Origin of the sequence: Mesorhizobium sp. BAC0120, assembly GCF_033542235.1 — a bacterium.
Lineage (GTDB): Bacteria > Pseudomonadota > Alphaproteobacteria > Rhizobiales > Rhizobiaceae > JAWRCU01.
Window position 1 is genome coordinate 102931 of record NZ_JAWRCU010000009.1, and the last position, 24001, is coordinate 126931.

Here is a 24001-nt window from a genome sequence, read left to right on the forward strand (position 1 = left end):
TGACGCTGCCCGGAGGTCCGGGACGCTGCGCACTGGCGCTTTCTCCATTTCATGATAGGTGACGGCCGCGCGTTTTAAGCGCGTTGCGCCGCTGGCACTGGTAAGGCAATGACCGAGACCATCGAAAAACTCGACTATTCGAAGACGCTCTACCTGCCGCGCACGGATTTTCCGATGCGCGCCGGCTTGCCCGAGAAGGAGCCGCAGCTCGTCAAGCGCTGGCAGGAAATGAAGCTCTACAAGAGGCTGCGCGAGGACGCGAAGGGCAGGCCGCTCTACGTGCTCCATGACGGGCCGCCCTACGCCAACGGCAACATCCATATCGGGCATGCGCTGAACAAGGTGCTGAAGGACATCATCAACCGCTCCTTCCAGATGCGTGGCTTCGATGCCAATTACGTGCCCGGCTGGGACTGCCACGGCCTGCCGATCGAGTGGAAGATCGAGGAGCAATACCGTGCCAAGGGCAAGGAGAAGCCCGACTTTGCCGACGGCAATGCCATCAACGCGTTCCGCAAGGAGTGCCGCGACTTTGCCGCGCACTGGATCAAGGTGCAGACCGGCGAGTTCCAACGGCTCGGCGTCGAGGGGGATTTCGACAACCCCTATACGACGATGGCCTTCCATGCGGAGGCTCGTATCGCTGGAGAGCTCCTGAAATTCGCCATGTCCGGCCAGCTCTACCGCGGCTCCAAGCCGGTGATGTGGAGCGTGGTCGAGCGCACCGCTCTCGCCGAGGCCGAGGTCGAGTACCAGGACTATGAGAGCGATACGATCTGGGCGAAATTTCCTGTCATGGCGCCCAATCCAAATGCCGTGCAGTCCGATTTGACTTCAGCATGCGTCGTCATCTGGACGACGACGCCTTGGACGATCCCCGGCAACCGGGCGGTCAGCTTCTCGCCGCGCGTCGACTACGGACTGTATGAGGTCACTGCGGCCGAGAACGATTTCGGTCCTCAACCGGGCGAGAAGTTGATCTTCGCCGACAGGCTGGCCGAGGAGTCGTTCGCCAAGGCAAAGCTCGAGTTCAAGCGGCTGCGCTTCGTCGGGGCAGACGATCTGGCGAGGCTGACGCTTGCCCACCCGCTCAAAGGCCTCGCCGGCGGCTATGAGTTCTGCGTCCCCATGCTCCCCGGCGATCATGTCACCGATGACGCCGGCACCGGTTTCGTACACACCGCGCCTGGCCATGGCCGCGAGGACTTCGACGTCTGGATGGAGCATGCCCGGGAGCTCGCCGCGCGCGGCATCGACACGTCGATCCCGTTCACGGTCGACGATGCCGGCTATTTCACCAAGGATGCGCCGGGCTTCGGCCCGGACCGGCCGGGCGGCGCCGCTCGAGTGATCGACGACAACGGCAAGAAGGGCGACGCCAACAAGGCCGTCATCGATGCGCTCATCGCCAAGGGCATGCTGTTCGCGCGCGGGCGGCTGAAGCACCAATATCCGCATTCCTGGCGCTCCAAGAAGCCGGTCATCTTCCGCAACACGCCGCAATGGTTCGTCTATATGGACAAGCCGCTCGGCGACGGCACGACGCTTCGCTCAAGGGCGCTGGCGGCGATCGATGCGACGCGCTTCGTGCCGGCCGGCGGCCAGACAAGGCTGCGCTCCATGATCGAGGAGCGGCCCGACTGGGTGCTTTCGCGCCAGCGAGCCTGGGGCGTGCCGATCGCCGTCTTCGCTGACGAGAGCGGTGAGGTGCTCAAGGACGAGGCCGTCAACCAGCGCATCACGGAAGCGTTCGAGAAAGAAGGTGCCGATGCCTGGTTCGCCGAGGGCGCGCGCGAGCGGTTCCTCGGATCACGCGCCAACGAGCCGTGGAAGCAGGTCAAGGACATCCTCGACGTCTGGTTCGATTCCGGCTCGACGCACACCTTCACGCTGGAAGACAGGCCGGACCTGAAATGGCCAGCTGACGTCTATCTTGAAGGCTCGGACCAGCATCGCGGCTGGTTCCACTCCTCGCTGCTCGAAAGCTGCGGCACGCGCGGCCGCGCGCCATACGACGCGGTCGTCACCCATGGTTTCACCATGGACGAGGAAGGCCGCAAGATGTCGAAGTCGCTCGGCAATACGGTCGTGCCGCAGGACGTGATCAAGCAATCCGGCGCCGACATCCTGAGGCTGTGGGTCGCCACGACTGATTATTGGGAGGATCAGCGGCTCGGCAAGAACATCTTGCAGACCAACATCGATGCCTACCGGAAGCTGCGTAACACGATGCGCTGGATGCTCGGCACGCTTGCGCATGACGAGGGCGAGGACGTGCCGCTGGCCAGCATGCCCGAGCTGGAGCGGCTGATGCTGCACCGGCTCGCCGAGTTGGAACAGGTCGTTCAGGCCGGCTACGACGCCTTCGATTTCAAGCGCATCGCCAAGGCGCTGCTCGACTTCATGGTGGTCGATCTGTCGGCCTTCTATTTCGACATCCGCAAGGATGCGCTCTACTGCGATGCGCCGTCGAGCGTGCGCCGCAAGGCATCGGTCCAGGTGGTCCGCCATCTTTTCGATTGCCTGGTGAAGTGGTGGGCGCCGATGCTGCCCTTCACCATGGAAGAGGCCTGGCTCGACCGGCGTCCCGACGCGCAGTCCGTGCATCTCGAGCAGTTCCCCGTCGTTCCGGCCGAGTGGAGGGCCGATGCGCTGGCCGAGAAATGGCGCAAGGTCCGGCAGGTTCGGCGCGTCGTCACCGGCGCGCTGGAGATCGAGCGCGCCAAGAAGGTGATCGGCTCTTCGCTGGAGGCTGCGCCGGTGGTTCACGTCACCGATCCCGAGTTGCGCGCCGCGCTCGACGGCCTCGATCTGGCCGAAATCGCGATCACGAGCGACATCACCGTGACAGACGCCCCGGCGCCGGCCGGGGCTTTCACGCTCGACGAGGTGAAGGGCGTCGCCGTTGTCCCCGGGCTGGCGACAGGGGTCAAATGCGCGCGTTCCTGGCGCTTCACGCACGACGTCGGATCCGATCCCGAATTCCCCGATGTCTCCGCCCGCGATGCGGCTGCGCTCCGCGAGCTCATTGCGCTCGGCCGCATCTGAACGCTGCGGGGCGGCCGAATTCCCGCTCCGCCAGGCTGACATTGCCGAGGCGGATCGTCTGGTTTAAAAGACGGTTCCGCCCGGCGGCCACGTTGTCGCCGGATTTTTAAGCAATGAGCGGGACAATGCCGGCCTCTTGGGAGAGGGACAGGCACGCCGAGAGGTGGGGTAAAGAGTGGGACTGATGCAAGATCGTTGGAATGCGCGCTGGCGACTTGTTGCCGGTGCAGCGCTTGTCGGCGCCGCGGGACTGGCGTCCGGCTGCATGAGCTCGCCGACCTACGGCACAGACAAGACCGCGAGCGCTCAGCTGATGTCTGACCTCGGCGGCATCACGTCGTTCCGCGACAAGCAGAAGCCGGCGATCGATTATACGCCGCGGCCCGATCTGGTGAAGTCGGCGAAGCGCGGCGAGACGCTGCCGCCGCCACAGGACAACGTCACCACAGCCAGCGCGAACTGGCCCGAATCGCCCGAGCAGCGGCTGGCGCGCGTCCGTGCCGAGGCTGATGCCAATGTCGATAATCCACAGTATCAGTCGTCGGTGGTGCCGGATGTTTCGCTTGCGCAGAAAGACAATTTCAAGAAGCCCGGACAGGCTTGGCGAAGCTTCGAGGCCGGCAACGACGACACCAGGACGGCGACGACGTCGGATTCAGCGAAGCGGGCGGAGTACAAGAAACGCCTCCAGGAAACCCAGCAGGGCGATCCGAACAAGCGCAAATATCTAAGCGAGCCGCCGACCGAGTACCGCCAGGCCTATGCCGATGCGCCGCAAGGCGAGGTCGGTGAGGACGAGTACAGGAAGGAGCGGCGCCTGAAGCGCGCTGCCACCAAGAACAGGACCTGGTGGGACGACATCAACCCGTTCTGACCCTACATGATCCCGAACCGAAGGTCAGCGCAGCAAAAAGTTGCGGACTTTTCGGACAAGATCATGCTGCAAAAACAAAGAGCTGGAGTAGGATGGATCACCCCGCTTCAATTCATCCTACTCTAGCTACGGCGTCTTTCCCGAAAAAAGCTGCGCAGCATGTCGGCGGAGCGCGTCTCGGCGAGGCCTGAATAGATTTCGGGCACATGGTGGCAGGTAGGTGCGGTGAAGAAGCGGACGCCGCTCACCACGGCTCCGCCCTTTTCGTCGACCGCGCCGAAATAGAGCCGCCGGATGCGAGCGAAGGAGATCGCTGCAGCGCACATTGTGCAAGGCTCGAGCGTCACGTAAAGGTCTGCCCCGCTCAGCCGCTCCGCTGAGAGCTTGGCCGCCGCCTCACGGATGACGAGCATCTCGGCATGCGCGGTCGGGTCGTTTTGCTCTCGCGTACGGTTTCCGGCCCGGGCGACAGGCTCGTGGTCGAGGGCGATGACAGCGCCGATCGGGACCTCGCCGCGCAAAGCGGCGGCCTCGGCCTCGGCTAGCGCGATCGCCATGAAATCCGGCCGCTTCATGCGGTCACATTGTCCTCGCAGTCAACAATCGTTGCTGATAACTAGCCGCCCGGAAAGGCGAACGCCACATGGCAGACAAGGATAACGACAAACGAAACGAGAGGCGCGGTCCGAAGCGGGCAGGCGAAAAGCCGTTCGCCAAGCGGGGCGACCGACCCGGCTTCGCCGGCAAGCCTTCCGGCGGCAAATCGTTCGCAGAACGTCGCAGCGAAGCGGGGGGCGAGCGCCCGGCCCGCCGGTTCGGCAAGGGCTCGAGCGAGGGCCGCAAGAGCTTCAAGCCGTTTACAGAACGTCGCGACGAAGCCGGCGGCGAGCGCCCGGCCCGAACATATGGCAAGGGTTCCAGCGAGGGCCGCAAGAGCTTCAGGCCGTTCGCGGAACGTCGCGACGAAGCCGGCGGCGGTGAGCGCCCGGCCCGTGCCTTCGGCAGGGGCTCCGGTGAGGGCCGCAAGAGCTTCAGACCGTTTGCAGAACGTGGCGACGAAGGCGGTGAGCGCCCGGCCCGTGCCTTCGGCAGGGGCTCCGGTGAGGGCCGCAAGAGCTTCAGACCGTTTGCAGAACGTGGCGACGAAGGCGGTGAGCGCCCGGCCCGCCCCTTCGGCAAGGGTTCGAGCGAAGGCCGCAAGAGCTTCAAGAAGCCGGGTCAACCACGATCGGGCTCTAGCCGGCACGAACGCACGGACGGTGACAAGCCATTTGGGCGCAGCGCGCAGCGGGGCCCGCGCCCAGCCGCCTCCTTTGGCGGCAACCGGCCGTCGAATGAGACGGGCGAGGTCGCTGTCCAATCTACAGAACGCATCGCCAAGCGGCTGGCGCGTGCCGGTATAGCGTCGCGGCGGGACGCCGAAGCTTTGATTGTCGACGGACGGGTCAAGGTGAATGGGGTCGTGCTGACTTCGCCCGCAGTCAATGTGACGGCCTCCGACCGCATCGAGCTCGACGGGACCGAAATCCCGCCGGTCGAGCGCACGCGGTTGTTCCTGTTCCATAAGCCGGCAGGCGTGGTGACGACCAATCGCGACCCCGAGGGAAGACGTACCGTGTTCGACGTGCTGCCGGAAGACCTGCCGCGGCTCATCACGGTCGGCCGTCTCGATATAAACACCGAGGGTCTGCTGCTTCTCACCAATGATGGCGGTTTGGCGCGGGTGCTGGAGCTTCCCTCCACCGGGTGGCTGCGCCGCTACCGGGTGCGCGTACACGGCAAGGTGAACGCTGAGGCGCTTGCCGGCCTGAAGCAAGGGATCGCCGTCGACGGCGTCTTCTACGGCAGCGTCGAGGCTTCGCTCGACCGTGAGCAGGGCTCGAATGCCTGGCTCACGATCGGCCTGCGCGAAGGCAAGAACCGCGAGGTCAAGAACATACTCGGCGCGCTCGGACTCGAAGTGACCCGCCTGATCCGCATCTCCTATGGCCCGTTCCAGCTCGGCGACCTTGCGGAGGGTGCCCTCCAGGAGCTCAAGGGCCGTACCCTGCGTGACCAGTTGGGCGAGCGGCTGATCGAGGAGGCTGGCGCCAATTTCGACGCGCCTGTCGTGACGCCCTTCTCGAACAAGCCCGTGCGCGTCGGCGAGGAACCGAATCCGGACCGTCCTGCACGGCCCAGGATCGTGCGCGACGGCATTCAGGGCAAGATCGGCGAGGGCGGCCTCATCAAGCAGCGCCGCCGCGACCGCGGCGATGAACGTGCCTCGCTGCTCTCACGGCTGACCACAAAGCCCGACTCCAGAGGGAGCAAAGGCGGCAAGGACAAGCCCTTCGGCGGCCCGGGTACGGAAAAGGCCGGCCAACGGCAGGAGCCGCCTCGCGCAAGGACTTCCAATGTGTGGATGGCGCCAGGCGCAAGACCCCAAGGCAAGAAGACGCCCGATACGTCGGCGCCCCCCGCTCCCCGCCTGAGCCCGTCGAAGGCACGAGGCGAGGATAAGGGTGAGGGGCAGCGCCCGCGCTTCAAGAAAAGAACTGAGGCGCAGGGGGAGCAAGGCGCCTCATCAATCCGTGACGGACGTTCTCCTCGCGGGCGGACAGAAGGACAAGGCAAGGGGAAGGGCAGGGGCGGTGCGGATCGTCGGCGGTGAATTCCGCGGCCGACCGCTGGCGACGCCGCGCAGCAATGCCATTCGCCCGACCACCGATCGCACGCGCGAGGCGCTCTTCAACATTCTGTCCCACCGCTTTGCCGACAAGCTCGAAGGCGCACGCGTGCTGGACCTTTTCGCAGGCACCGGCGCGCTTGGCCTGGAGGCCCTTTCTCGTGGCGCGAGCTTCGCGCTCTTCGTCGAAGAATCCGCCGAAGGGCGCGGCCTGATCCGCACCAATGTCGAGAGCCTAGGATTGACCGGTCGCAGCAAGATCTTTCGCCGCGACGCGACCGACCTCGGCGAGGTCGGCACCATGCAGCCCTTTGGCCTGCTTTTTGCCGACCCGCCCTATGGCAAGGGCCTCGGCGAACGTGCTTTGCGCTCGGCGAAGGCCGGCGGCTGGCTCGTTCCCGGCGCGCTTTGCATCGTCGAGGAAAGCGCTGCCGCGCCCTTTGATCTCAGCTCCGGCTTCTCGATCGCCGATGAGCGGGGTTATGGCGATACGGTGATCCGCATCATCGAGACCGCGTGAGTTCGGCCGCTTTCGCAAAACGCCCGACTTCGGCCGCTTTTGCGAAAGATGACGAACAATTCATTTGGCCAAACGGCAAGCTGACCTGTAACCCCGGCCGCCGTCTCCAACTTCCCGGGAGCCTGAAAATGACGAGCATTGCGGACGCCGTTCGCTGGACCAGACACCGATGCATCACTGCTGCGCTCTTGACCTTTGCGCTGGCGATTTCCAGCGTCGCCTCCGCCGCTGACCAACCCAAGGACAGCGATGTCGACGAGTTCATGCTCGACAACGGCATGGAAGTGGTCATCATCCCGGACCATCGCGCGCCTGTGGTCACCCACATGGTGTGGTACAAGATCGGCAGCGCCGACGAGCCGCCCGGGAAATCCGGCATCGCGCATTTCTTCGAGCATCTGATGTTCAAGGGCACGACGAACCACAAGCCCGGCGAGTTCATGGCCAAGGTCGCCGAGATCGGCGGCCAGCAGAATGCCTTCACGTCTTACGATTACACGGCCTTCTACGAGACGGTCTCGCCGGATGCGCTCGAGACCATGATGAGTTTCGAGGCGGATCGCATGCGCAACCTGATCCTGACGGACGACGTGATCAAAACGGAGCGGGATGTCGTGCTGGAAGAGCGCCGCGCCCGAATTGAGACGAGCCCTGAGGCGCTGCTTTCGGAAGAAATCAATGCGACGCTTTACCAGAACCAGCCATATCGCATCCCGGTGATCGGCTGGATGCACGAGATGGAGCAGTTGAACCGCGCCGACGCGGTCGCCTTCTACGACAGGTACTACGCGCCCAACAATGCGGTGCTCGTGGTGGCCGGCGATGTCGACGCCCAGACGGTGAAAGCACTTGCCGAGAAAACCTACGGCAAGGTGGCGCGTGGTCCGGACCTGCCGCCGCGTATCCGTCCGACCGAGCCGGAGCAGAACACCAAACGTACCGTGACGATGCGCGATGCGCGCGTCAGCGTGCCGAGCTTCCAGAAATCCTGGGTCGTGCCCTCCTATCACACTGCCAAGGATGGCGAGGCCGAGGCTCTCGACGTTCTGTCCGAAATCCTCGGCGGAGGGACGATGAGCCGCATATACCAGGAGCTCGTCGTCAAAACCGGCATAGCTTCCAGCGCCGGCGCCAGCTACTCGGGAACTTATCTCGACGACACCAGCTTTACGATCTATGGCGCCCCGCGCGGCGAGGCCGGCATCGAACAGGTCGAGACTGCCATCGATGCCGAGATCAGGAAGATCGTCAGGGACGGGGTCACCGAGAGCGAGCTGGAAAAGGCGAAGAACCGCTTCGTGCGGGCTATGATCTTCGCGCGCGACAGCCAGTCGGGAATGGCCAACATCTACGGTGCAGCGCTGACGACGGGCTCGACCGTGAAAGACCTCGCGGAATGGCCGGAGCGCATCAAGGCGGTGACGGCCGACCAGGTGAAAGCCGTCGCCGCGAAATACCTCAACCCCGACCGCTCGGTCGCCGGCTATCTGCTGCCGCCCGAGTCGGCTGAAAACTGAGATTGGATTAGCAGACGATGAATGCGCTTCGGCAGAACGCCTTCACCCATGTTGCCGTCACAGCCTTGCTGGCCGTCATTTTCCTGACGCTGCCGGCGATCATGCCGGCACGTGCTGCGGTGACCATCCAGCAGGTCAAATCCGAGCACGGCATCACAGCCTGGCTGGTCGAGGACTATTCGGTTCCGATCATCTCGATAAAGTTCGCCTTTCGCGGCGGCACGACGCAGGATCCTGTCGACAAGGAAGGCCTCGTCAACCTGATGACGGGCCTTTTCGACGAGGGCGCCGGCGACATTGAAAGCGAAGCTTTCCAGAACCGCCTCGACGATGCCGGCGCCGAGATGAGCTTCGATGCCGGGAGGGACGCGCTTTACGGCTCGATGCGCATGCTGGCGGAACAAAAGGACGAGGCTCTGGAGCTGCTGAGGCTTGCGGTCGAGAAGCCGCGCTTCGACCAGGCGCCGTTCGATCGCATTCGTAGCCAGGTCGTCGCGGGCATCATGGCCAATGCCCATGATCCCGAAACCACCGCCCGGCTCTCCTGGTCGAAGGCTCTCTATGGCGATCATCCCTACTCGCGCCAGGACGAAGGCACTCGGGAATCGCTCGCCAGGATCACCCCGGATGACCTGAAGGCTCTCCACGGCAAGCTCTTTGCGCGCGACAATCTGATTATCGGGGTTGTCGGCGCAATTGATGCGGAGACGCTGAAGAAAGAGCTCGACAAGCTCTTCGGCGGGCTGCCGGAGAAATCCGAGCTGACGACGGTAACCGACGTCGAGCCCAAGCTCGGGCACGAGATCGACGTCACCTACGATCTGTCGCAAACGACGCTGCGCTTTGCCTACCCCGGAGTGTCGCGTGACCAGCCGGAATACTTCGCCGCGTATCTGATGAACCATATCCTTGGCGGGGGCACCTTCACGTCACGGCTCTTCCAGGAGGTGCGCGAAAAGCGCGGTCTGGCCTACGGTGTCGCCTCCGGACTGGTAAACTATGATCACTCGGCAGTGCTCGCCATCTCGACAGCCACTCGGCCCGACCGAGCGGCGGAAACGGTGCAGGTGATCCGCGACGAGGTCAAGCGCATGGCCGAACAAGGTGTTACGGCCGAAGAACTTGCCGCTGCCAAGAAGTACGTGATCGGCGCTTACGCCATCAACAATCTCAACGACTCGGCGTCGATCGCCAATACGCTGGTGGGATTGCAGCTGGACAAGCTCGGGGCGGACTATATGGAACGTCGGGTCGATCTGATCAATACCGTCACGCTTGACGAGGTGCAGGCTGAGGCGCGAAAGCTGCTCTCGGTCGCCCCCACCATAATGGTGCTCGGACAGGCGCTCGACGGAGGGAAAGGTTGACAAAAACAGCCGCTGCGGCGCCGATCGCGAAACCCGAGGGTGGACCGAGCTTCGCCGTGGCGCTGGGCGGCGGTGGTGCTCGCGGTCTAGCCCACATCCATGTCATCGAGGTGTTGAACGAGCTCGGTATTCGCCCGACTGCGATCGCGGGTTCGTCGATCGGCGCGATCATGGGCGCCGGAATGGCCGCCGGCATGACCGGCAAGGAAATCCACGCATATGCCCGCTCGGTGCTGAGCAAACGCTCCGAGGTTGCGAGCCGCATGTGGCGGGCAAGGCCCGACAGCTTTCGCGAAATGATGGAGGGCGGCTTTCGCGTCGGCCAGTTCAACATAGAGCGCATCCTCCGAGCGTTTCTGCCTTCGGATATCCCGAACGAATTCGCCAAGCTCGAAATCCCGCTCAAGGTCACCGCGACCGATTTCTTCGGCCACGGGCTCGCGGTTCTCGACAGCGGCGATCTGTTTTCCGCACTGGCCGCCTCGGCAGCAATTCCGGCCGTATTTCGTCCAGTTGCCCGCGACGGGCGGCTCTATATCGACGGCGGCATCTATAATCCCGTGCCTTTCGATCTCGTGAGTGGGGCGGCCGACCTGGTGATCGCCATCGATGTGGTGGGCGCCCCGGTCGAGGGCCGCAAGCGGCTCACGGGCATAGAGCTCGTGTTCGGTGCGAGCCAACTCATGATGCAGTCGATCATCGCCACGAAACTGAACCAGATGCAGCCGGCCGTGTTCCTGCGCCCGCCGGTCTCCGGTTTCCGTGTGCTCGATTTCCTGAAGATCGACTCGGTGCTTGCCGAGACCGCTGCGCTGAAGGAGCAGCTGAAGCGAGCGATCGACCATGCGGTCGACGCCAGCGAACGACATCGCAAGGCGGGCTGACGCGGCTACGGCATGATCCCGAACCGAAGGTCAGCGGCAGCAAAAAGTTGCAGACTTTTCGGATAAGATCATGCGGCGAAACAAACTGCTAGACCAGGGTGAACGCTTCCCGTTCATCCTGCTCTACGGCAACGTCGCGGCCTTGCCGGTCGAGAATGGTGAATTCGCCGCCGGCGGGAGGGGAGGGCTCGCCTCTTCCTTCTTCGGGAGCGCCCTTTCCCTGATGCCGGCGAGCGTCCGGAAACAGACGGCCATGGAGACGACGCCGAAGATCACGGCGCCGAGGCCGCGCCCGGCAAGCACGCCGTTGGCGCCGAAATAATGCGCGCCGACCCAGGCGAAGGGGATGATGCCGAGCGTCGAGCGGGCCCAATTGAAGACGGTCGAATAGGTTGGGTAGCCGAGATTGTTGAAGGCCGCGCTCGACACGAAGATCGCGCCGTCGAACACGAAGCACCCTGCCACGAACACGCAGAAGAAGATGACCAGCTCGCGGGCCAGGCCAGTCGCGCCGAACAGCGAAGCTATGGGAACGGAAAGCAGCGCAAGCAGTGCCCAGACGGCAAGCACGTAGACGATCGTCACGGTCAGGCTGTCACGCATCGTCTGGGTCAGGCGATCGAAACGCCGAGCGCCGAAATTCTGGCCGATGATCGGGCCGACCGCGCCGGATAGCGAAAAAATGACGCCGAAGGCGACGGGGATGATGCGGCCTATGATCGTCCAGCCTGCGACGGCATCGTCGCCGAAGCGGGCGATCTCGGCTGTGACGAAGGCGTTGCCTACCGGCGTGGCGATCTGCGTGGCCAACGCCGGCAGGCCGATCGAGAAGAACGGCCGTGCTGCCGCGACGAGCCGCTTCCAGTCAGGCAATGCGATCAGCCTGTGGACGTAATGTGCGCCGTAGATCCCGATGGCCAAGAGCACGCAACGCGACAGCACGGTCGAGATTGCCGCCCCCTCGAGGCCCAATTTCAGGCCGAAGATGAGAATTGGGTCGAGGATCGCGGCAGCGATGCCGCCGCCAAGCGTCACATACATGGCGCGCCGCGCGTCGCCGACGCCGCGCAATATGCCGGTCGTGCACATGCCGAGCGCAACGATCGGGGTCGACGGTATGACGATGTCGAGGAAACGCGCCGAGAGCGTCAGCGTCTCGCCCGTTGCGCCGAGCAGAGCGAGCAGCTCGTGCAGGAAGGGCCAGATGGCTAAGGTGACCGCAGCCGTCACCAGCGCCATGAACACCATCGAGGCGCCGGCGAGCCGCGCCGCCTCCGGCCGATCACCGCGGCCGAGCGCGCGAGAGACCAGCGCCGAGCAGGCTATGGTGAACCCGATCGCGAAAGAGATGGTGAAGAAGAGCAGCGTTGCCGCGAAGCCGACCGCCGCGGCGAGCGACTGTATGCCGAGCAGCGAGATGTAGAACAGGTTCAGGGCGTCGACGATGAAGATCGCAACAAGACCGACCGAACCCGTCGCCGTCATGACGATGACGTGACGCATCGTGGAGCCGGTGACGAATTTGGCCGGATGGGAGGAGGTAAAGGTCATTGTGCCGGTCTTTTCGCCGCCGATCTTCCGCGCAGCAATGGCCCTCGACACGCAAAGACCTGCTCCAGCGGGCGAAAGGGCCTCGCGGCCCTCCCTTCAGCTCTGGGCTGGCTCTGCAACTTTAGCGGATTGGGCCTCCTCTGTCCGGCCTTCCTTGTCAAGCCGCTTTGCTTCGCGTGTGGGCTTGATGAGAGGCTCCGGCGTGACAGGTTTGGTGACGAAGCGGTCGTAGCCGGCCTGGATACCTTCGACGGCTTGCAGCGCCAGCCGTTCTTCGTCGCGGCGACGGACGTCCTCGAGGATCTCGGCCGCCGTGCCTTCGTCCATGCCAAGCCCCTGTAGCGTCTCGCGCCCGAAGCGCAGGCCGGACTCGAAGGTCTCGCGCAGCTCGTATTCCACACCCCTCGCTCTCAACTCCAGCGTATGGGCGCGATCGTAGGACCGCACATACAGCCTGGCGTCCGGGAATTCGCTCTGAATGAGTTCGACGATGCGGTCGGTGGTTTCTCGCCTGTTGGTGCATACGGCGACGATCTTTGCACGGCGGATGCCGGAGGCCTCCAGCACCTCCTTGCGAGTACCGTCGCCGAAATAGAGGCGAAAACCGAATTTGGCGGCGCTCCGGACCCGTTCCGCCGAATGGTCTATGATGGTGACGCTGGTTCCGCCGGTAAGCAGGATTTGTGCGGCGATCTGGCCAAAACGCGAGAAGCCGATCATCAGCACGTCGGCGCCAGCCCCGTCGAAATCCTCTTCCAGCTCTTCCGCGACCGGCGGCGCTAGGAACAAACGGGTGGCAGGCACGAAGACCGGCGTCATCGCCATCGACAAGCTCACGATCGCGATGAGCATGGAGGCGGTCTCCAGCGGGAATATTGACGCCGAAGCTGCGGCGGAGAACAGAACGAAGGCGAACTCGCCGCCCTGCGGCAGCAGGAAGGCGATGCGCACGGCATCGTCGCGATTGCAGCCGAACAGGCGGCATACGCCGTAGATCGAGGCACCCTTCACGACCATCAGGATCGGCACGGCAATGAGTATCTTTGCCCAGTTCGCGATCACCACGCCGAGATCCAACGAGAGGCCGACAGCCATGAAGAACAAGCCGAGCAGAATGCCGCGGAACGGCTCGATATCGGCTTCGAGCTCGTGACGATAGGACGATTCGGCCAGCATCACGCCTGCAACGAAGGCGCCCATCGCCATGGAGAGACCGGCGAGCTGCATCAGCGTTGCCGACCCGAGCACGACGAGAAGCGCTGCGGCGATCATTGCCTCCTTGGCGCCGGTGTTGGCTATCACCCGGAAGAGCGGATTGAGCAGGTAGCGGCCGGCTACGAGCAGAGCGGCGATCGCCGCGATCGCGACCAGGAACTGCTGGAAGCCTGGTTGGGAAGTGTGGGCGCTCTCGGGGGCGAACAGCGGAATGAGCGCCAGCAGCGGCACGATCGCCAGGTCCTGAAAGAGCAGAATGGAGAAGGCTGTCTGGCCGTAATGCGTGTTGGTCGAACCCTCCTGGTCGAGGATCTGCAAGGCAAAGGCAGTTGAGGAGAGGGCCATACCGAAGCCGATGATCGTGGCGCCCCCCACCGTGAGCCCGACGAACAGATAGCCGAGAAGGGCGAGGATCAGGCCGGTGGCCAACACCTGGCTCAGACCAAGCCCGAAGATCGAGCGGCGCAGGCTCCACAGCCGTGAAGGTTTCAGCTCGAGACCGATGATGAAAAGCAGGAAGACGATGCCGAGCTCGGCGACATGCAGGATCTCCTCACCGCCGGTGATCAGCCGCGCCGCAGGACCGATGGCGATGCCGGCCGCGAGATAGCCGAGCACCGTGCCGAGGCCGATGCGCTTGAAGAGCGGGGCCGCAACCACGGCGCCCCCGAGCAGAAGGAGAGCTTCGGAATAGATTGTCGGCTCCGCTGCCACTGCCATGCATGATTCCTCTTGTTTGGGATGGCCAATTCCGGTTGACCAGGGATGGCCAAAGGGCAGCCGGTCGGCAAACCCTTCGCCCGCACCCATTGCACAAGCATGGCCGGAACAATAGATGGTGCTCAATGCCGTTTTTCGCAAAGCGGCTGCATCGCTTACGCACCGTAAGGAAAATCCCATGTCGAACAGCGTCGATGCCTCCAAGCTTGTCGATCGCGTCGCCGCACTCGTCGAGGCCGCGAAGAAGGCTGGCGCCGATGCGGCGGATGCTGTCGCAGTGAGGGGCCGCTCGAGCAGTGTTTCCGTGCGGCTCGGCAAGGTCGAATCGACGCAGTCGGCCGAAAGCGACGACATTTCGCTGCGCGTCTTCGTCGGGCAGCGGGTGGCAAGCGTCTCGGCAACTGCCGCTTCCGATGCAAAGACGCTCGCGGAGCGGGCTGTGGCGATGGCGCGGGTTTCGCCCGAGGATCCCTTCCAGGGGCTGGCCGACCCCTCGCTGCTCGCTACGTCGGTGCGCGATCTCGATCTCCTCGACAATACCGAGGTTCCAAGCGACCGGCTCAAGGAGGACGCGCTTGCGGCAGAAGAAGCCGCGCTCGCCGTGAAAGGCGTGACCAACTCGAGCGGCAGTGGCGCCAGCGCCGGCCTCGGCGGGCTGGTGCTTGCCACTTCCCATGGCTTCCTTGGACAATATGTCGGCTCACGCTTCTCGCGTTCGACGAGCGTCGTCGCCGGCGAGGGGACGGGCATGGAGCGCGACTACGAATTCTCCTCGCGCATCCATTTCGCCGACCTGGACTCGCCCGAGGAGATCGGCCGCAAGGCCGGTGAGCGCACAGTGCGCCGGCTCAATGCCCGGAAGGTCAAGACCGGGCAGGTGACGGTGGTTTTCGAGCCGCGCGTCGCGCGTGGCATTGCCGGGCATTTGGCAGGCGCGATCAACGGCGCCGCGGTGGCGCGCAGGACGAGCTTCCTGCGCGACATGATGGGCAAGCAGGTGGCGTCGAGCGTGGTCACCGTTACGGACGATCCGCTGCGCATGCGCGGGCCTGCTTCGCGGCCCTTCGATGGCGAGGGCATCGAAGGCGAGGCGCTCGAAATGGTCAAGGATGGAATTCTGCAGCACTGGTTCCTGTCGACCTCGGCAGCCCGCGAGCTTGGCCTCAAGACGAACGGTCGCGGCGCACGCTCCGGGACGTCGGTTTCGCCGACCTCGACCAACATCGCGATCGAGCCGGGCGAAAAGACGCCGGAGGAACTGATCGGCGCCATCAAATCGGGCTTCTATGTGACCGAGGTGTTCGGCCAGGGGGTCAACATGGTGACGGGCGAATATAGTCGCGGCGCATCCGGCTTCTGGATCGAGAATGGAGAAATCACCTACCCGGTCTCGGAGGTCACGATCGCCTCGAACCTGAAGGACATGTTCCTGGCGATCACGCCCGCCAGCGACATCGACCGCAATTTCGGCACGGCAGCGCCGACCTTGGTCATCGAGGGCATGACGCTTGCCGGAAACTAGAGAATTCACGCCTGCCGATGATCTCGCACTGATCAAGGATGCGGCGAGGGAAGCCGGTCGCATCGCGCTGAGCTTCTTCGGGAAAAGCCCGGAAGTCTGGATGAAGGGCGGCACTTCGCCGGTGAGCGAGGCCGACTACGCGGTCGACCGCTACCTTCGCGAGATACTGACGGCGGCGCGTCCCACCTATGGCTGGCTCTCGGAAGAGACAACAGACGAGCTGGAAAGGCGTGCCGCTCGCCGCACGTTTGTCGTCGATCCTATCGACGGCACCCGCGCCTTTCTCGACGGGCAGCCGACCTGGTGCGTCAGCGTCGCCATCGTCGAGGAAGGCCGACCGCTCACGGGCGTGCTCGACTGCCCGGCAAAGCAGGAGCTTTTCGTTGCGACGCTCCGGGGCGGCGCGACGAAGAATGGTCGGCCGCTCCAGGTCAATCCGCCGCGCGAGCCGGCCCTCATCGCCGGGCCTAAGGCGATGCTTGCTTCTGCAAGTCTCGATCGACGCGTCAACCGCGCCCCTTACATTCCTTCGCTCGCCTATCGCGTCGCGATGGTGGCGGAAGGCGCACTCGACGCTACCTTCATCAAGCCCAATTCGCATGACTGGGATCTGGCGGCCGCCGAGCTGATCCTTACCGAAGCAGGAGGCCGGCTTTTCGGGCCCACCGGCAATCCTCCGGTCTATGCCTCGGCCGATCCCAGTCACGGCGCTCTCGTTGCCGGCAGCGGACCATTGCTGCGGTCTATGGTCGGGGCGCTCGCCGCAATGTCGGCGTCGACTGTCTGAAAAGGTTTTGCAGCCGGCGATTTTGGTCTAATTGTCCGGCACGTCTGCAAACACGATTCAAGGCACCCCATGAGCGGCGCGCACGGGAAGAAACAATTACTGCACCTGGTGTTCGGCGGCGAGCTGACGAAGCTCACCGGAACCGAATTCCGCAATCTCGAGGAACTCGACATCGTCGGGATTTTCCCCGATTACAAGAGCGCCGAGGCGGCCTGGAAGGCGAAAGCCCAGGCAACCGTGGACAACGCCCATATGCGCTATTTCATCGTTCACCTGCACCGGCTCCTCGATCCCGAGAGCGGCAGCAAAATCTGACATGACGGATGGGGTGGAGAGGCCGGCCGCTGCTTCGCGGCCGATATCGAAGGGGCGCCGCGATGGCCGGCTGCGCGCTGCCTGGCGGGCGATCCGCCGGCCGCTGATGCAGTCGAACCTGTTCAAGCAGACGCTGGCGTCGTTGCTGGCCGGGGCCCTCTGGCTTATCCGGTGGACGAACCCGCTGAAGCACAAGGAGTTCGACATCGCCGAGGCTTACGCCAGACACACGCCGACGATTATCGCGCTCTGGCACGGCCAGCATCTTCTCATTCCGTTCTATTATCCGCGTGGCAAGGCTCTCATCGTCATGGTTTCGCGAAGCGCCGACGCCGAGATGAACGCTCTTGTCGTCGAAAAGATCGGCTTCAAGGCGGTTCGCGGATCAGGCGGACGCGACAGCTCGCGGCATCTGGAGAAGGGCGGAGCGCGGGCCTTGATTGCCTTGAAAAAGGCGCTCGACGCCGGCAACAACGTCGCCATGATAGCAGACATTCCGCACGGTACCCCCCGTGATGCCGGGTTAGGCATCATCACACTCGCCCGCCTGTCCGGCCGCCCGATCCTGCCCGTGGCGCTCGCAACCAGCCGCCGTAAGGTCATCGAGAAGAGCTGGGACAAGACCACCATCAGCCTGCCCTTCGGCCATGCCTCGATCGCGATGGGCGAGCCGGTCATGGTGCCAGCCGGAGCCGATGATGCTCTGATGGAAGAGAAGAGGCGGGAGCTCACCGCATCGCTCAACGCCGCGACTGAGCGTGCCTATTCCAGGGCGGATGGACAGGCATGAGCGAAATGTTGGCCCGCACAGTCCTTTCCGTCTACCGGTGGGCCGGTGCGGTCGCCTATCCGTTCATCGGCACTTATGTCGCCTGGCGTGCCGCGAAGGGCAAGGAGGAGTCGAGTCGCCGGCGTGAGCGTTACGGGCTTACCTCCCGCCGCCGCCCCGCCGGGCCGCTGGTATGGATGCATGCCGCGAGCGTCGGCGAAACCAATGCCGTGGTGCCTCTGATCGAACGCATCCTCGAGAACGATATCAACGTCGTGCTCACCACCGGCACTGTCACCTCGGCCAAGGTTGCCGAAGCGCGGCTCGGTCGCCGCATCATCCATCAGTACGTGCCGCTCGACCTCAAGCCGGCCGTCAGCAACTTCCTAGACCACTGGAAGCCCGACCTCGCCATCATCGCCGAATCAGAGATTTGGCCGATGACGATCCTGGAACTCGGCGCGCGTCGCGTGCCGCAGGTTCTGGTCAACGGCCGGCTTTCCGATCGCTCCTACGCGTCGTGGAAGAAGCGCGCCTTTCTCGCGGAAGCCCTGTTCGAGAATCTCGCCCATGTCGTTGCCCAGAGCGAGACCGACGGCGAGCGCTTCGCCTCGCTCGGGGCAAGGCCGGTAACCGTTTCCGGCAACCTTAAGATCGACACGACCCCGCCGCCGGCGAACGAAGCTGCGCTTACCGAGCTGAAGCGGCAGATCGGCGTTCGCCGCACCTGGGCCGCCGTTTCCACCCATGACGGCGAGGAGGTCATTGCGGGAGAGGTACATGGGCTGCTCAAGCAAGGCCATCCAGGGCTGTTGACGATCATCGTGCCGCGCCACCCCGAGCGTGCCGAAGCGATCGTCAAGACGCTCAACGCACAGGGGCTGAAGGTCGCGCGACGAAGCCTCGAGGAGCCGATACAGTCGGATACGGACGTTCTGCTGGGCGACACGATCGGCGAAATGGGTCTCTATCTGAGACTTACCGAGATCGCTTTCGTCGGCCGCTCGTTGACCGCCGAAGGCGGGCAGAACCCGGTCGAGCCAGCGATGCTCAACACAGCCGTGCTTGCCGGCGTCAATGTGCAGAATTTCCGAGACACTTACCAGCGGTTGATCGAAGGCGGCGGTGCCAAGCTCGTTCGCGATCGGGACATGCTCGCGGGCGCCGTCAACTATCTCCTCAAGAACCCGGCGGTGCGTCGCGACATGATCGCAGCCGGCGCCGCCGCGGTCGAGGAGATGCGCGGCGCGCTCGACCGCACCTTCCGTGCGCTCGATCCGTTCATTCAGCCTCTGATGGTGACATCACGGCTCAAGAACGGCAGCGGGAATCCTGCCTGATGGCCAGTGAAGCGCCGCCTTTCTGGTGGGAAAAGCCGGATTGGCGCGCTTATGCGCTCTACCCCGCCTCTGTGGTCTATGGTGCGGTCGCCCGGCGGCGCATGACTCGCGCCCGGCGCGAGAAGATCGATGTGCCTGTCCTTTGCGTCGGCAATTTCACGGTAGGTGGAGCAGGCAAGACTCCGGTGGCGATAGCGCTCGCCGAACAGGCCAAGCGCATGCAGCTTTCACCCGGCTTCCTGTCGCGCGGCTTCGGGGGCAATTTTTCGGTCCCGCATGTGGTGGACGCCGATCACGACAGTGCGCGCTATGTCGGGGACGAGCCGCTGCTGCTTGCCGAGCACGCGCCGGTCGTGGTGACGCGCGACCGTGCCGCTGGCGCCAGGCTGCTCACCTCGCGCGGCTGCGACCTCATCATCATGGACGACGGCTTCCAGAGCGCCCGCATCCATATGGACTATGCGCTCCTGGTGATCGACGGTCGGCGCGGTCTCGGCAATGGCCATGTCATCCCAGGCGGACCGGTGCGTGCGCCTCTGGTCCATCAGCTTCGCTTTGCGCAGGCGGTGCTGAAGGTCGGCGACGGAGATGCTGCGAACGCCATCATCCGCATGGGCTCGCGCGCCGGGCGAGCGATCTACGAGGCGCATGCCGAGATACGCGATCCCGAGCGATTCGCCGGACGCCGATTCCTGGCCTTTGCGGGAATAGGCGACCCCGAAAAGTTCTTTCGCAGCGTCGTTCAGTCCGGCGGCAAGGTCGAGATGACGTGCAGCTTCCCCGACCACCACTTCTTCGCGGAAGAGGATCTAGCAGAGCTGATCGCAGTGGCGGGGCAAAACGAGCTTGAGCTGATCACCACTGCCAAGGATGCCGTCCGCTTGCGACATGGCACGGAGCATGAGCGGGAGTTCGCCTCCCGCCTTTCAGTGCTCGAGATCGAGCTCATCTTCGAGGTCGAGCATGCGCCCCGTGCGATTATCGAAGCCACGCTGAAGGAATGGCGCGATCGGCGCCACAGGCGCTGATGGAGACTAGAAAGCGACCTTCAGGCCGAGCTTGCCGGCGAGGGTGGTGCTGTCGCTCGACCATTTTCCGCGGATTTCGGTCGAAAGGGTTGATCGCTCCGACATCTTCAGATTGAAGCCGCCGTAAAGCGCCGCGGAGAAGTCCGCGTCCTCGAAGTCCACCCTGACGCCGTCGATGCTCGCCTTATTTGTATAGCCGAAGCGTTGCTGGAGCTCAGTACGGACGTAAGGGCTGAAGGTCATGCTGTTTTCGAGCCGATAGTCGGCATAGATGCCCGGCTCCAGCTTGACTGCGCCGAACGAGATGCGGCTTTCCCCGAACTGGGTGCCGCCGCTGTCCACATAGTCGCCACCGGTGAAGGTGACGCCGAGCAGCCCGCCGCGCATGTCGAAGCGCAGCCTCTCGTTCAGCACGAATATGTGGCCGACAGAAGCGGTCGCGGCGTAGCCCTGCGTGTCGTATTCGCCCGTCGTGCCGAGGAGGTCGTTGGTCGTGTCCGTGCTGCCGATGAAGGCGAGCGCCGAGACGAGCGCGTAATTGGCGTTCTGGCGGAAGAGCCCATAGCTGCCGAACATGCCGCTACGGTTCGTCGAGCTGCCGCTGTCGGTGAAGCTCTGAAAGCCGCCATTGTCCACATCGGCCTGCGCATAGCCGCCGAACACGCCGAAGTTCAGTCCGTATTGCTGATCGAGCTCGAAGGCCTTGGCTGCGTTGAAATCGAGATTGACTGCCGCCGAGAACTCGTGGACCCCGAAGCTTGGGCCGACGCCGGTCAGTCCGCCGCTGCTGATGTCGAAGCCGCTGTGCTCGGTGTGCGCAAGCTGGCCGGAGGCGAACACGGTCAAAGTGTCCGTGAGGGCTGAGGCCTGCACGCCGTTGATGAGGCCGAGATTGTACATGATGGCATCGTTATTGATGCCGTCGAGCGCATCGAGCGCGGTATCCACGGTGGCCACGTCGATTGCATTCTGGGGCGCGAGAGCGAATTGCGCCCCGATGGGGGTCGCTCGCAGAAGAAGGTCGCCGCCCGGACCGAACACCAGCTGGTAGACGAACACCGTCCCGGGCGCGCCGGGCGCCCCGGGGATGACGATACTGCTCGCGCCCGCGATGACGAAATTGCCGACGATCGGGCTGTTGGTGATGATGATGGGAATGTCGGTCGCCTGCGAGAACTGCGGCGTGCCGAGAAGGTTGACGAGGATCGTGTTGGTGCCGGCCGCGGAGAAGGCGCCTGCCACGATATGGTCGGCCTGCAGGGTCTGCTGGTTGACGTCGAAGCCGAGGGTCGCGTTGTTAAGAGTGATGCCGCCGAGCGTGAGGACGTCGCCGGTCACGCCGTTGATCATGCTGATGGTCGAGTTCGTGACATTGACTGTGCCGCTCGGCATGATGACGTTGCCGTTGATGAAGAGCGTCGATCCATTGAGCAGCGTCAGCGCATCGATGCCGATCGCGCCCGTGCTGAAGCCGAGCGTCGAGGCGTTCGCCTGCACGTTGTCGAAGCCGGAGAAGACCTGGAAGCTGGATCCACCCCGGGCCAGGTCGGTGTTGGTTATGAACGCATTGGCGCTGGTGCCGCTGAAGACGACGCCGTTGGTCAGGCTGATCGGATTGGGCGACAGCGAATCATTGATGACGAGCGTGTCGGGGCCGATGCCGGTAAGGTTGCCGCCGATGGTGCCGCCGTAAAGCCGAATGGTCTCACCCGTCACATTGCCCGAAATACTGCCGCCGGAAATGGTGATCACATCGATGCCGTTATCGCCCTCGACATCGCCGTTGATCACCCCGCCGGAAATCGCGATTTGATCGTTTCCGCTACCGGCAAAGAGCGAGCCGTTGATGGTGCCGCCGCCGATCGTGTAGGTATTTCCTCCGCCCTGGCCGACTATGTTGCCATTTACGGTGCCGCCGGTCATCTGGAGAGTGTTGGCGGTGCCCTCGAGGAACACGGCCATGACGCTTGGGTCCGTACCTATCGTTCCGCCCAGAATACGGACGCTGTTGTTGCTTCCGCCGCCGGTCTCGATAGCTGCGCTTACGCCGGCAACCCCGGTTATCAACGCATTGCCGGACACTTCGAATGTGTCGCGGTCGGGGCCGCCGAGAACCGATCCGTAGATCGTGCCTCCGCTCATCGTGAATGTGTTGTTGCCGGGGCCGAGGGCCACTGTCGCCGGAGCGTCGACAGCTCCGATCGTGCCGCCCAGGACATGCACATTATCGTCACCCGCGCCTGCATCGATCCCGAATATGACGGTGCCGCCTGTGTCGACCGTGATTTCGTCATTTCCCGCGCCGCCGATGACCGCGCCGTAGAGGATCGCGTCGGTGCCTGATCCGCCGATCGTGAATGCGTCGTTTCCGTCTCCGAGATCGACGTCGACCCGTCCGGTTGGACTTCCGATCTCACCCCTGATGAAGGTGAAACGGTCGGCGCCCCCAAGTGTCTGAATGGATCCTGCCGATTGGGTCAAAGTGCGGCCGCCAAAGGGGGTCGTTACTGGTACGACCTCGACACCAGTTGCACTGATCGTCTCCCCATTGATGGTTATCGTGTCGCCGCCGTCGCCCGCGTAGGCGGCCGGATCACCCGGCCCAACAGTGACGATGCTTGTGGCAAAAGGCGCTGTCAGACCACTCGTGTTGAGGAAGCATCCGACATCGACCGAGGTGATCTGCGTGGTGCCGGAAGCCGTTGCCTCACATGCCGCAGCGGGGGAAGAAATCAGGCAACCAGCGGCGATCAGCGCAAGCGCCGAGACAGTACCCAAATGGCGCGGCTTCGCGCATTTGTTAAGCATGTTCGGGTGTCCCCCACCTGCTTTGCCGAACGCTGCCATAACAGCTTTGGCCCTGCAATCTCAATTCTCCCGAAGTAAATGAGCCAAGTATCTTTGAGTAGCCCGAGTTGCAATTTTGCAGCTGTTCGGGTGCGCGTGACGTCTATCCATGGAGCTGGCGGCGGGACCGTAGTGGCCGGGAGCAAATCCTCGTATAGAATCTGCCACGGATATTTCTAGGAATCGCAATGCGCGCGCCGGAATGGCTCAAAGAGGTGAAGCCACTGATCCTGACTCCTTGCTTTGGGGGCTTGGTCACCGCTGAATATGCGACCAGCGCTTTGAAGCTGACGGGGGCCATGATTGCCAGAGGCATGACCGGAAGGATCAACTTGTGGCCAGGGTCGAGCCTGATCACCCAGACGCGCAACGACGCACTGGCCTATTTTCTCTCCGATTCCAGCCTGACACATGTGATCTGGATCGATGCCGACATAGGCTTTGAGCCCGATTCAGCGCTACGCCTTTTGCTGACGGACAAGGATGTAGTTGCCGGTGCCTATCCGCAGAAGCGATTTTGGCCGGTGTCACAGGACCTCTATGCGCGTCTAACCCCGCGCGAACGCGTTGCCGCACAGCTCCGATATCCCGTCAACGGTTTGAAGGCGGATGGCTCGATGTTGCCCTTGCAAGTGGATGAAGACGGATTGCTTGAGGTCACAGAGGCTCCCGCCGGGTTCATGTGCATCCGGCGCACCGTCCTTGAGAAGATGATAACGGCGTATCCAACCTTGAAGTACGTGCCGGATGGACCACCAGACCCGGTAAAAGAGGCGCATTGCTACCGCTTCTTCGACGTCATGGTGGAGCCCGAGACAAATCGTTACCTTTCGGAGGATTTTGCCTTCTGCAGGCGATGGCGGGACCTCGGGGGAAAGATATTCATCGACACGACCGCCTGCCTCAGGCACGTAGGTACTCATGTTTATGAGGGCGACTTTGCTGCGGCATTAAGGGTCGCACCCGCCAATGCGGTGGGCGGGCCGCCGAACTGGTCCCACGGCAGAAAGCCGTAGCCGGGCGGCTGGG

18 protein-coding genes are annotated in these 24001 nt (G+C 63.6%); 14 read left to right on the top strand and 4 right to left on the bottom strand.

The genetic code is table 11. From position 1 onward, the window contains the following. Nucleotides 1-108: 108 nt before the first annotated feature. Together ileS and SAZ10_RS20300 are read left to right on the top strand one after the other, a co-directional pair. On the top strand, nt 109-3048 hold the full coding sequence (gene ileS, locus SAZ10_RS20295) for an isoleucine--tRNA ligase (protein WP_318611179.1): 2940 nt from the start codon (nt 109-111) through the stop codon (nt 3046-3048). A gap of 184 nt (nt 3049-3232) precedes the next feature. After that, on the top strand, nt 3233-3922 hold the full coding sequence (locus SAZ10_RS20300; protein ID WP_318611180.1) for a hypothetical protein: 690 nt from the start codon (nt 3233-3235) through the stop codon (nt 3920-3922). Between the two features lie 122 nt (nt 3923-4044). Here SAZ10_RS20300 and SAZ10_RS20305 read toward each other — a convergent pair whose 3' ends face one another. Then, nucleotides 4045-4497 carry a nucleoside deaminase gene (locus SAZ10_RS20305; protein ID WP_318611181.1) on the bottom strand — a complete coding sequence of 151 codons (453 nt, stop codon included), beginning with the start codon at nt 4495-4497 and terminating at the stop codon, nt 4045-4047. Nucleotides 4498-4565: 68 nt separating this feature from the next. Here SAZ10_RS20305 and SAZ10_RS20310 point away from each other — a divergent pair, with 68 nt between their 5' ends. The 5 genes from SAZ10_RS20310 (at nt 4566) to SAZ10_RS20330 (ending at nt 10878) form a co-directional block, all read left to right on the top strand. Next, a complete protein-coding gene (locus SAZ10_RS20310; protein ID WP_318611182.1) occupies nt 4566-6575 on the top strand; it encodes a pseudouridine synthase in 2010 nt (669 codons plus the stop codon). Continuing rightward, on the top strand, nt 6556-7110 hold the full coding sequence (gene rsmD / locus SAZ10_RS20315; RefSeq protein ID WP_318611183.1) for a 16S rRNA (guanine(966)-N(2))-methyltransferase RsmD: 555 nt from the start codon (nt 6556-6558) through the stop codon (nt 7108-7110). The genes SAZ10_RS20310 and rsmD overlap by 20 nt, the downstream gene beginning before the upstream one ends. A 128-nt stretch (nt 7111-7238) precedes the next feature. Beyond that, entirely contained in the window at nt 7239-8627 is a 1389-nt protein-coding gene (locus SAZ10_RS20320; protein ID WP_318611184.1) for a pitrilysin family protein, read from the top strand. Nucleotides 8628-8644: 17 nt separating this feature from the next. Then, a complete protein-coding gene (locus tag SAZ10_RS20325) occupies nt 8645-9994 on the top strand; it encodes a pitrilysin family protein (protein ID WP_318611185.1) in 1350 nt (449 codons plus the stop codon). Continuing rightward, nucleotides 9991-10878 carry a patatin-like phospholipase family protein gene (locus tag SAZ10_RS20330; RefSeq protein WP_318611186.1) on the top strand — a complete coding sequence of 296 codons (888 nt, stop codon included), beginning with the start codon at nt 9991-9993 and terminating at the stop codon, nt 10876-10878. The genes SAZ10_RS20325 and SAZ10_RS20330 overlap by 4 nt, the downstream gene beginning before the upstream one ends. 123 nt (nt 10879-11001) lie before the next feature. On the opposite strand, the gene SAZ10_RS20335 is transcribed toward SAZ10_RS20330, so the two are convergent. After that, nucleotides 11002-12480: an MATE family efflux transporter gene (locus SAZ10_RS20335; RefSeq protein WP_318611187.1), complete on the bottom strand. Its 1479-nt coding sequence runs from the start codon at nt 12478-12480 to the stop codon at nt 11002-11004. A 45-nt stretch (nt 12481-12525) separates the two neighbouring features. Then, nucleotides 12526-14364 carry a monovalent cation:proton antiporter-2 (CPA2) family protein gene (locus SAZ10_RS20340; protein WP_318611188.1) on the bottom strand — a complete coding sequence of 613 codons (1839 nt, stop codon included), beginning with the start codon at nt 14362-14364 and terminating at the stop codon, nt 12526-12528. Between the two features lie 178 nt (nt 14365-14542). Here SAZ10_RS20340 and SAZ10_RS20345 point away from each other — a divergent pair, with 178 nt between their 5' ends. The 6 genes from SAZ10_RS20345 to lpxK all read left to right on the top strand — a co-directional run bounded on the left by SAZ10_RS20345 (nt 14543) and on the right by lpxK (nt 20125). Further along, nucleotides 14543-15886 (top strand): TldD/PmbA family protein, encoded by a 1344-nt coding sequence (locus tag SAZ10_RS20345; protein ID WP_318611189.1) that lies wholly within the window; start codon nt 14543-14545, stop codon nt 15884-15886. Further along, a complete protein-coding gene (locus SAZ10_RS20350) occupies nt 15873-16673 on the top strand; it encodes a 3'(2'),5'-bisphosphate nucleotidase CysQ (RefSeq protein ID WP_318611190.1) in 801 nt (266 codons plus the stop codon). Before SAZ10_RS20345 ends, SAZ10_RS20350 begins: the two co-directional genes overlap by 14 nt. Nucleotides 16674-16742: 69 nt before the next feature. After that, nucleotides 16743-16988: a DUF4170 domain-containing protein gene (locus SAZ10_RS20355; RefSeq protein ID WP_318611191.1), complete on the top strand. Its 246-nt coding sequence runs from the start codon at nt 16743-16745 to the stop codon at nt 16986-16988. Nucleotide 16989: 1 nt separating this feature from the next. Further along, nucleotides 16990-17778 carry a lysophospholipid acyltransferase family protein gene (locus tag SAZ10_RS20360; RefSeq protein WP_412535253.1) on the top strand — a complete coding sequence of 263 codons (789 nt, stop codon included), beginning with the start codon at nt 16990-16992 and terminating at the stop codon, nt 17776-17778. Further along, nucleotides 17775-19097, top strand: a complete 1323-nt coding sequence (gene waaA, locus SAZ10_RS20365; protein WP_318611192.1) for a lipid IV(A) 3-deoxy-D-manno-octulosonic acid transferase — start codon at nt 17775-17777, stop codon at nt 19095-19097. The genes SAZ10_RS20360 and waaA overlap by 4 nt, the downstream gene beginning before the upstream one ends. Further along, nucleotides 19097-20125 carry a tetraacyldisaccharide 4'-kinase gene (lpxK, locus tag SAZ10_RS20370; protein WP_318611193.1) on the top strand — a complete coding sequence of 343 codons (1029 nt, stop codon included), beginning with the start codon at nt 19097-19099 and terminating at the stop codon, nt 20123-20125. The genes waaA and lpxK overlap by 1 nt, the downstream gene beginning before the upstream one ends. Nucleotides 20126-20131: 6 nt before the next feature. Here lpxK and SAZ10_RS20375 read toward each other — a convergent pair whose 3' ends face one another. Continuing rightward, nucleotides 20132-22933, bottom strand: coding sequence for an autotransporter (locus SAZ10_RS20375; protein ID WP_318611194.1), 2802 nt, complete (start codon nt 22931-22933; stop codon nt 20132-20134). Between the two features lie 227 nt (nt 22934-23160). On the opposite strand from SAZ10_RS20375, the gene SAZ10_RS20380 reads away from it, so the two are divergent. Continuing rightward, a complete protein-coding gene (locus SAZ10_RS20380; RefSeq protein WP_318611195.1) occupies nt 23161-23988 on the top strand; it encodes a hypothetical protein in 828 nt (275 codons plus the stop codon). Nucleotides 23989-24001 lie beyond the last annotated feature (13 nt).

What these genes read in the sequence shown, in the direction of transcription:
- SAZ10_RS20325 (WP_318611185.1), top strand. Translation starts at nt 8,645, where the DNA reads ATGAATGCGCTTCGGCAGAACGCCTTCACCCATGTTGCCGTCACAGCC.
- SAZ10_RS20355 (WP_318611191.1), top strand. Translation starts at nt 16,743, where the DNA reads ATGAGCGGCGCGCACGGGAAGAAACAATTACTGCACCTGGTGTTCGGC.
- SAZ10_RS20375 (WP_318611194.1), bottom strand. Translation starts at nt 22,933, where the DNA reads ATGCTTAACAAATGCGCGAAGCCGCGCCATTTGGGTACTGTCTCGGCG.
- lpxK (WP_318611193.1), top strand. Translation starts at nt 19,097, where the DNA reads ATGGCCAGTGAAGCGCCGCCTTTCTGGTGGGAAAAGCCGGATTGGCGC.
- SAZ10_RS20380 (WP_318611195.1), top strand. Translation starts at nt 23,161, where the DNA reads ATGCGCGCGCCGGAATGGCTCAAAGAGGTGAAGCCACTGATCCTGACT.
- ileS (WP_318611179.1), top strand. Translation starts at nt 109, where the DNA reads ATGACCGAGACCATCGAAAAACTCGACTATTCGAAGACGCTCTACCTG.
- SAZ10_RS20320 (WP_318611184.1), top strand. Translation starts at nt 7,239, where the DNA reads ATGACGAGCATTGCGGACGCCGTTCGCTGGACCAGACACCGATGCATC.
- SAZ10_RS20360 (WP_412535253.1), top strand. Translation starts at nt 16,990, where the DNA reads ATGACGGATGGGGTGGAGAGGCCGGCCGCTGCTTCGCGGCCGATATCG.
- SAZ10_RS20305 (WP_318611181.1), bottom strand. Translation starts at nt 4,497, where the DNA reads ATGAAGCGGCCGGATTTCATGGCGATCGCGCTAGCCGAGGCCGAGGCC.
- SAZ10_RS20340 (WP_318611188.1), bottom strand. Translation starts at nt 14,364, where the DNA reads ATGGCAGTGGCAGCGGAGCCGACAATCTATTCCGAAGCTCTCCTTCTG.
- waaA (WP_318611192.1), top strand. Translation starts at nt 17,775, where the DNA reads ATGAGCGAAATGTTGGCCCGCACAGTCCTTTCCGTCTACCGGTGGGCC.
- SAZ10_RS20310 (WP_318611182.1), top strand. Translation starts at nt 4,566, where the DNA reads ATGGCAGACAAGGATAACGACAAACGAAACGAGAGGCGCGGTCCGAAG.
- SAZ10_RS20345 (WP_318611189.1), top strand. Translation starts at nt 14,543, where the DNA reads ATGTCGAACAGCGTCGATGCCTCCAAGCTTGTCGATCGCGTCGCCGCA.
- SAZ10_RS20300 (WP_318611180.1), top strand. Translation starts at nt 3,233, where the DNA reads ATGCAAGATCGTTGGAATGCGCGCTGGCGACTTGTTGCCGGTGCAGCG.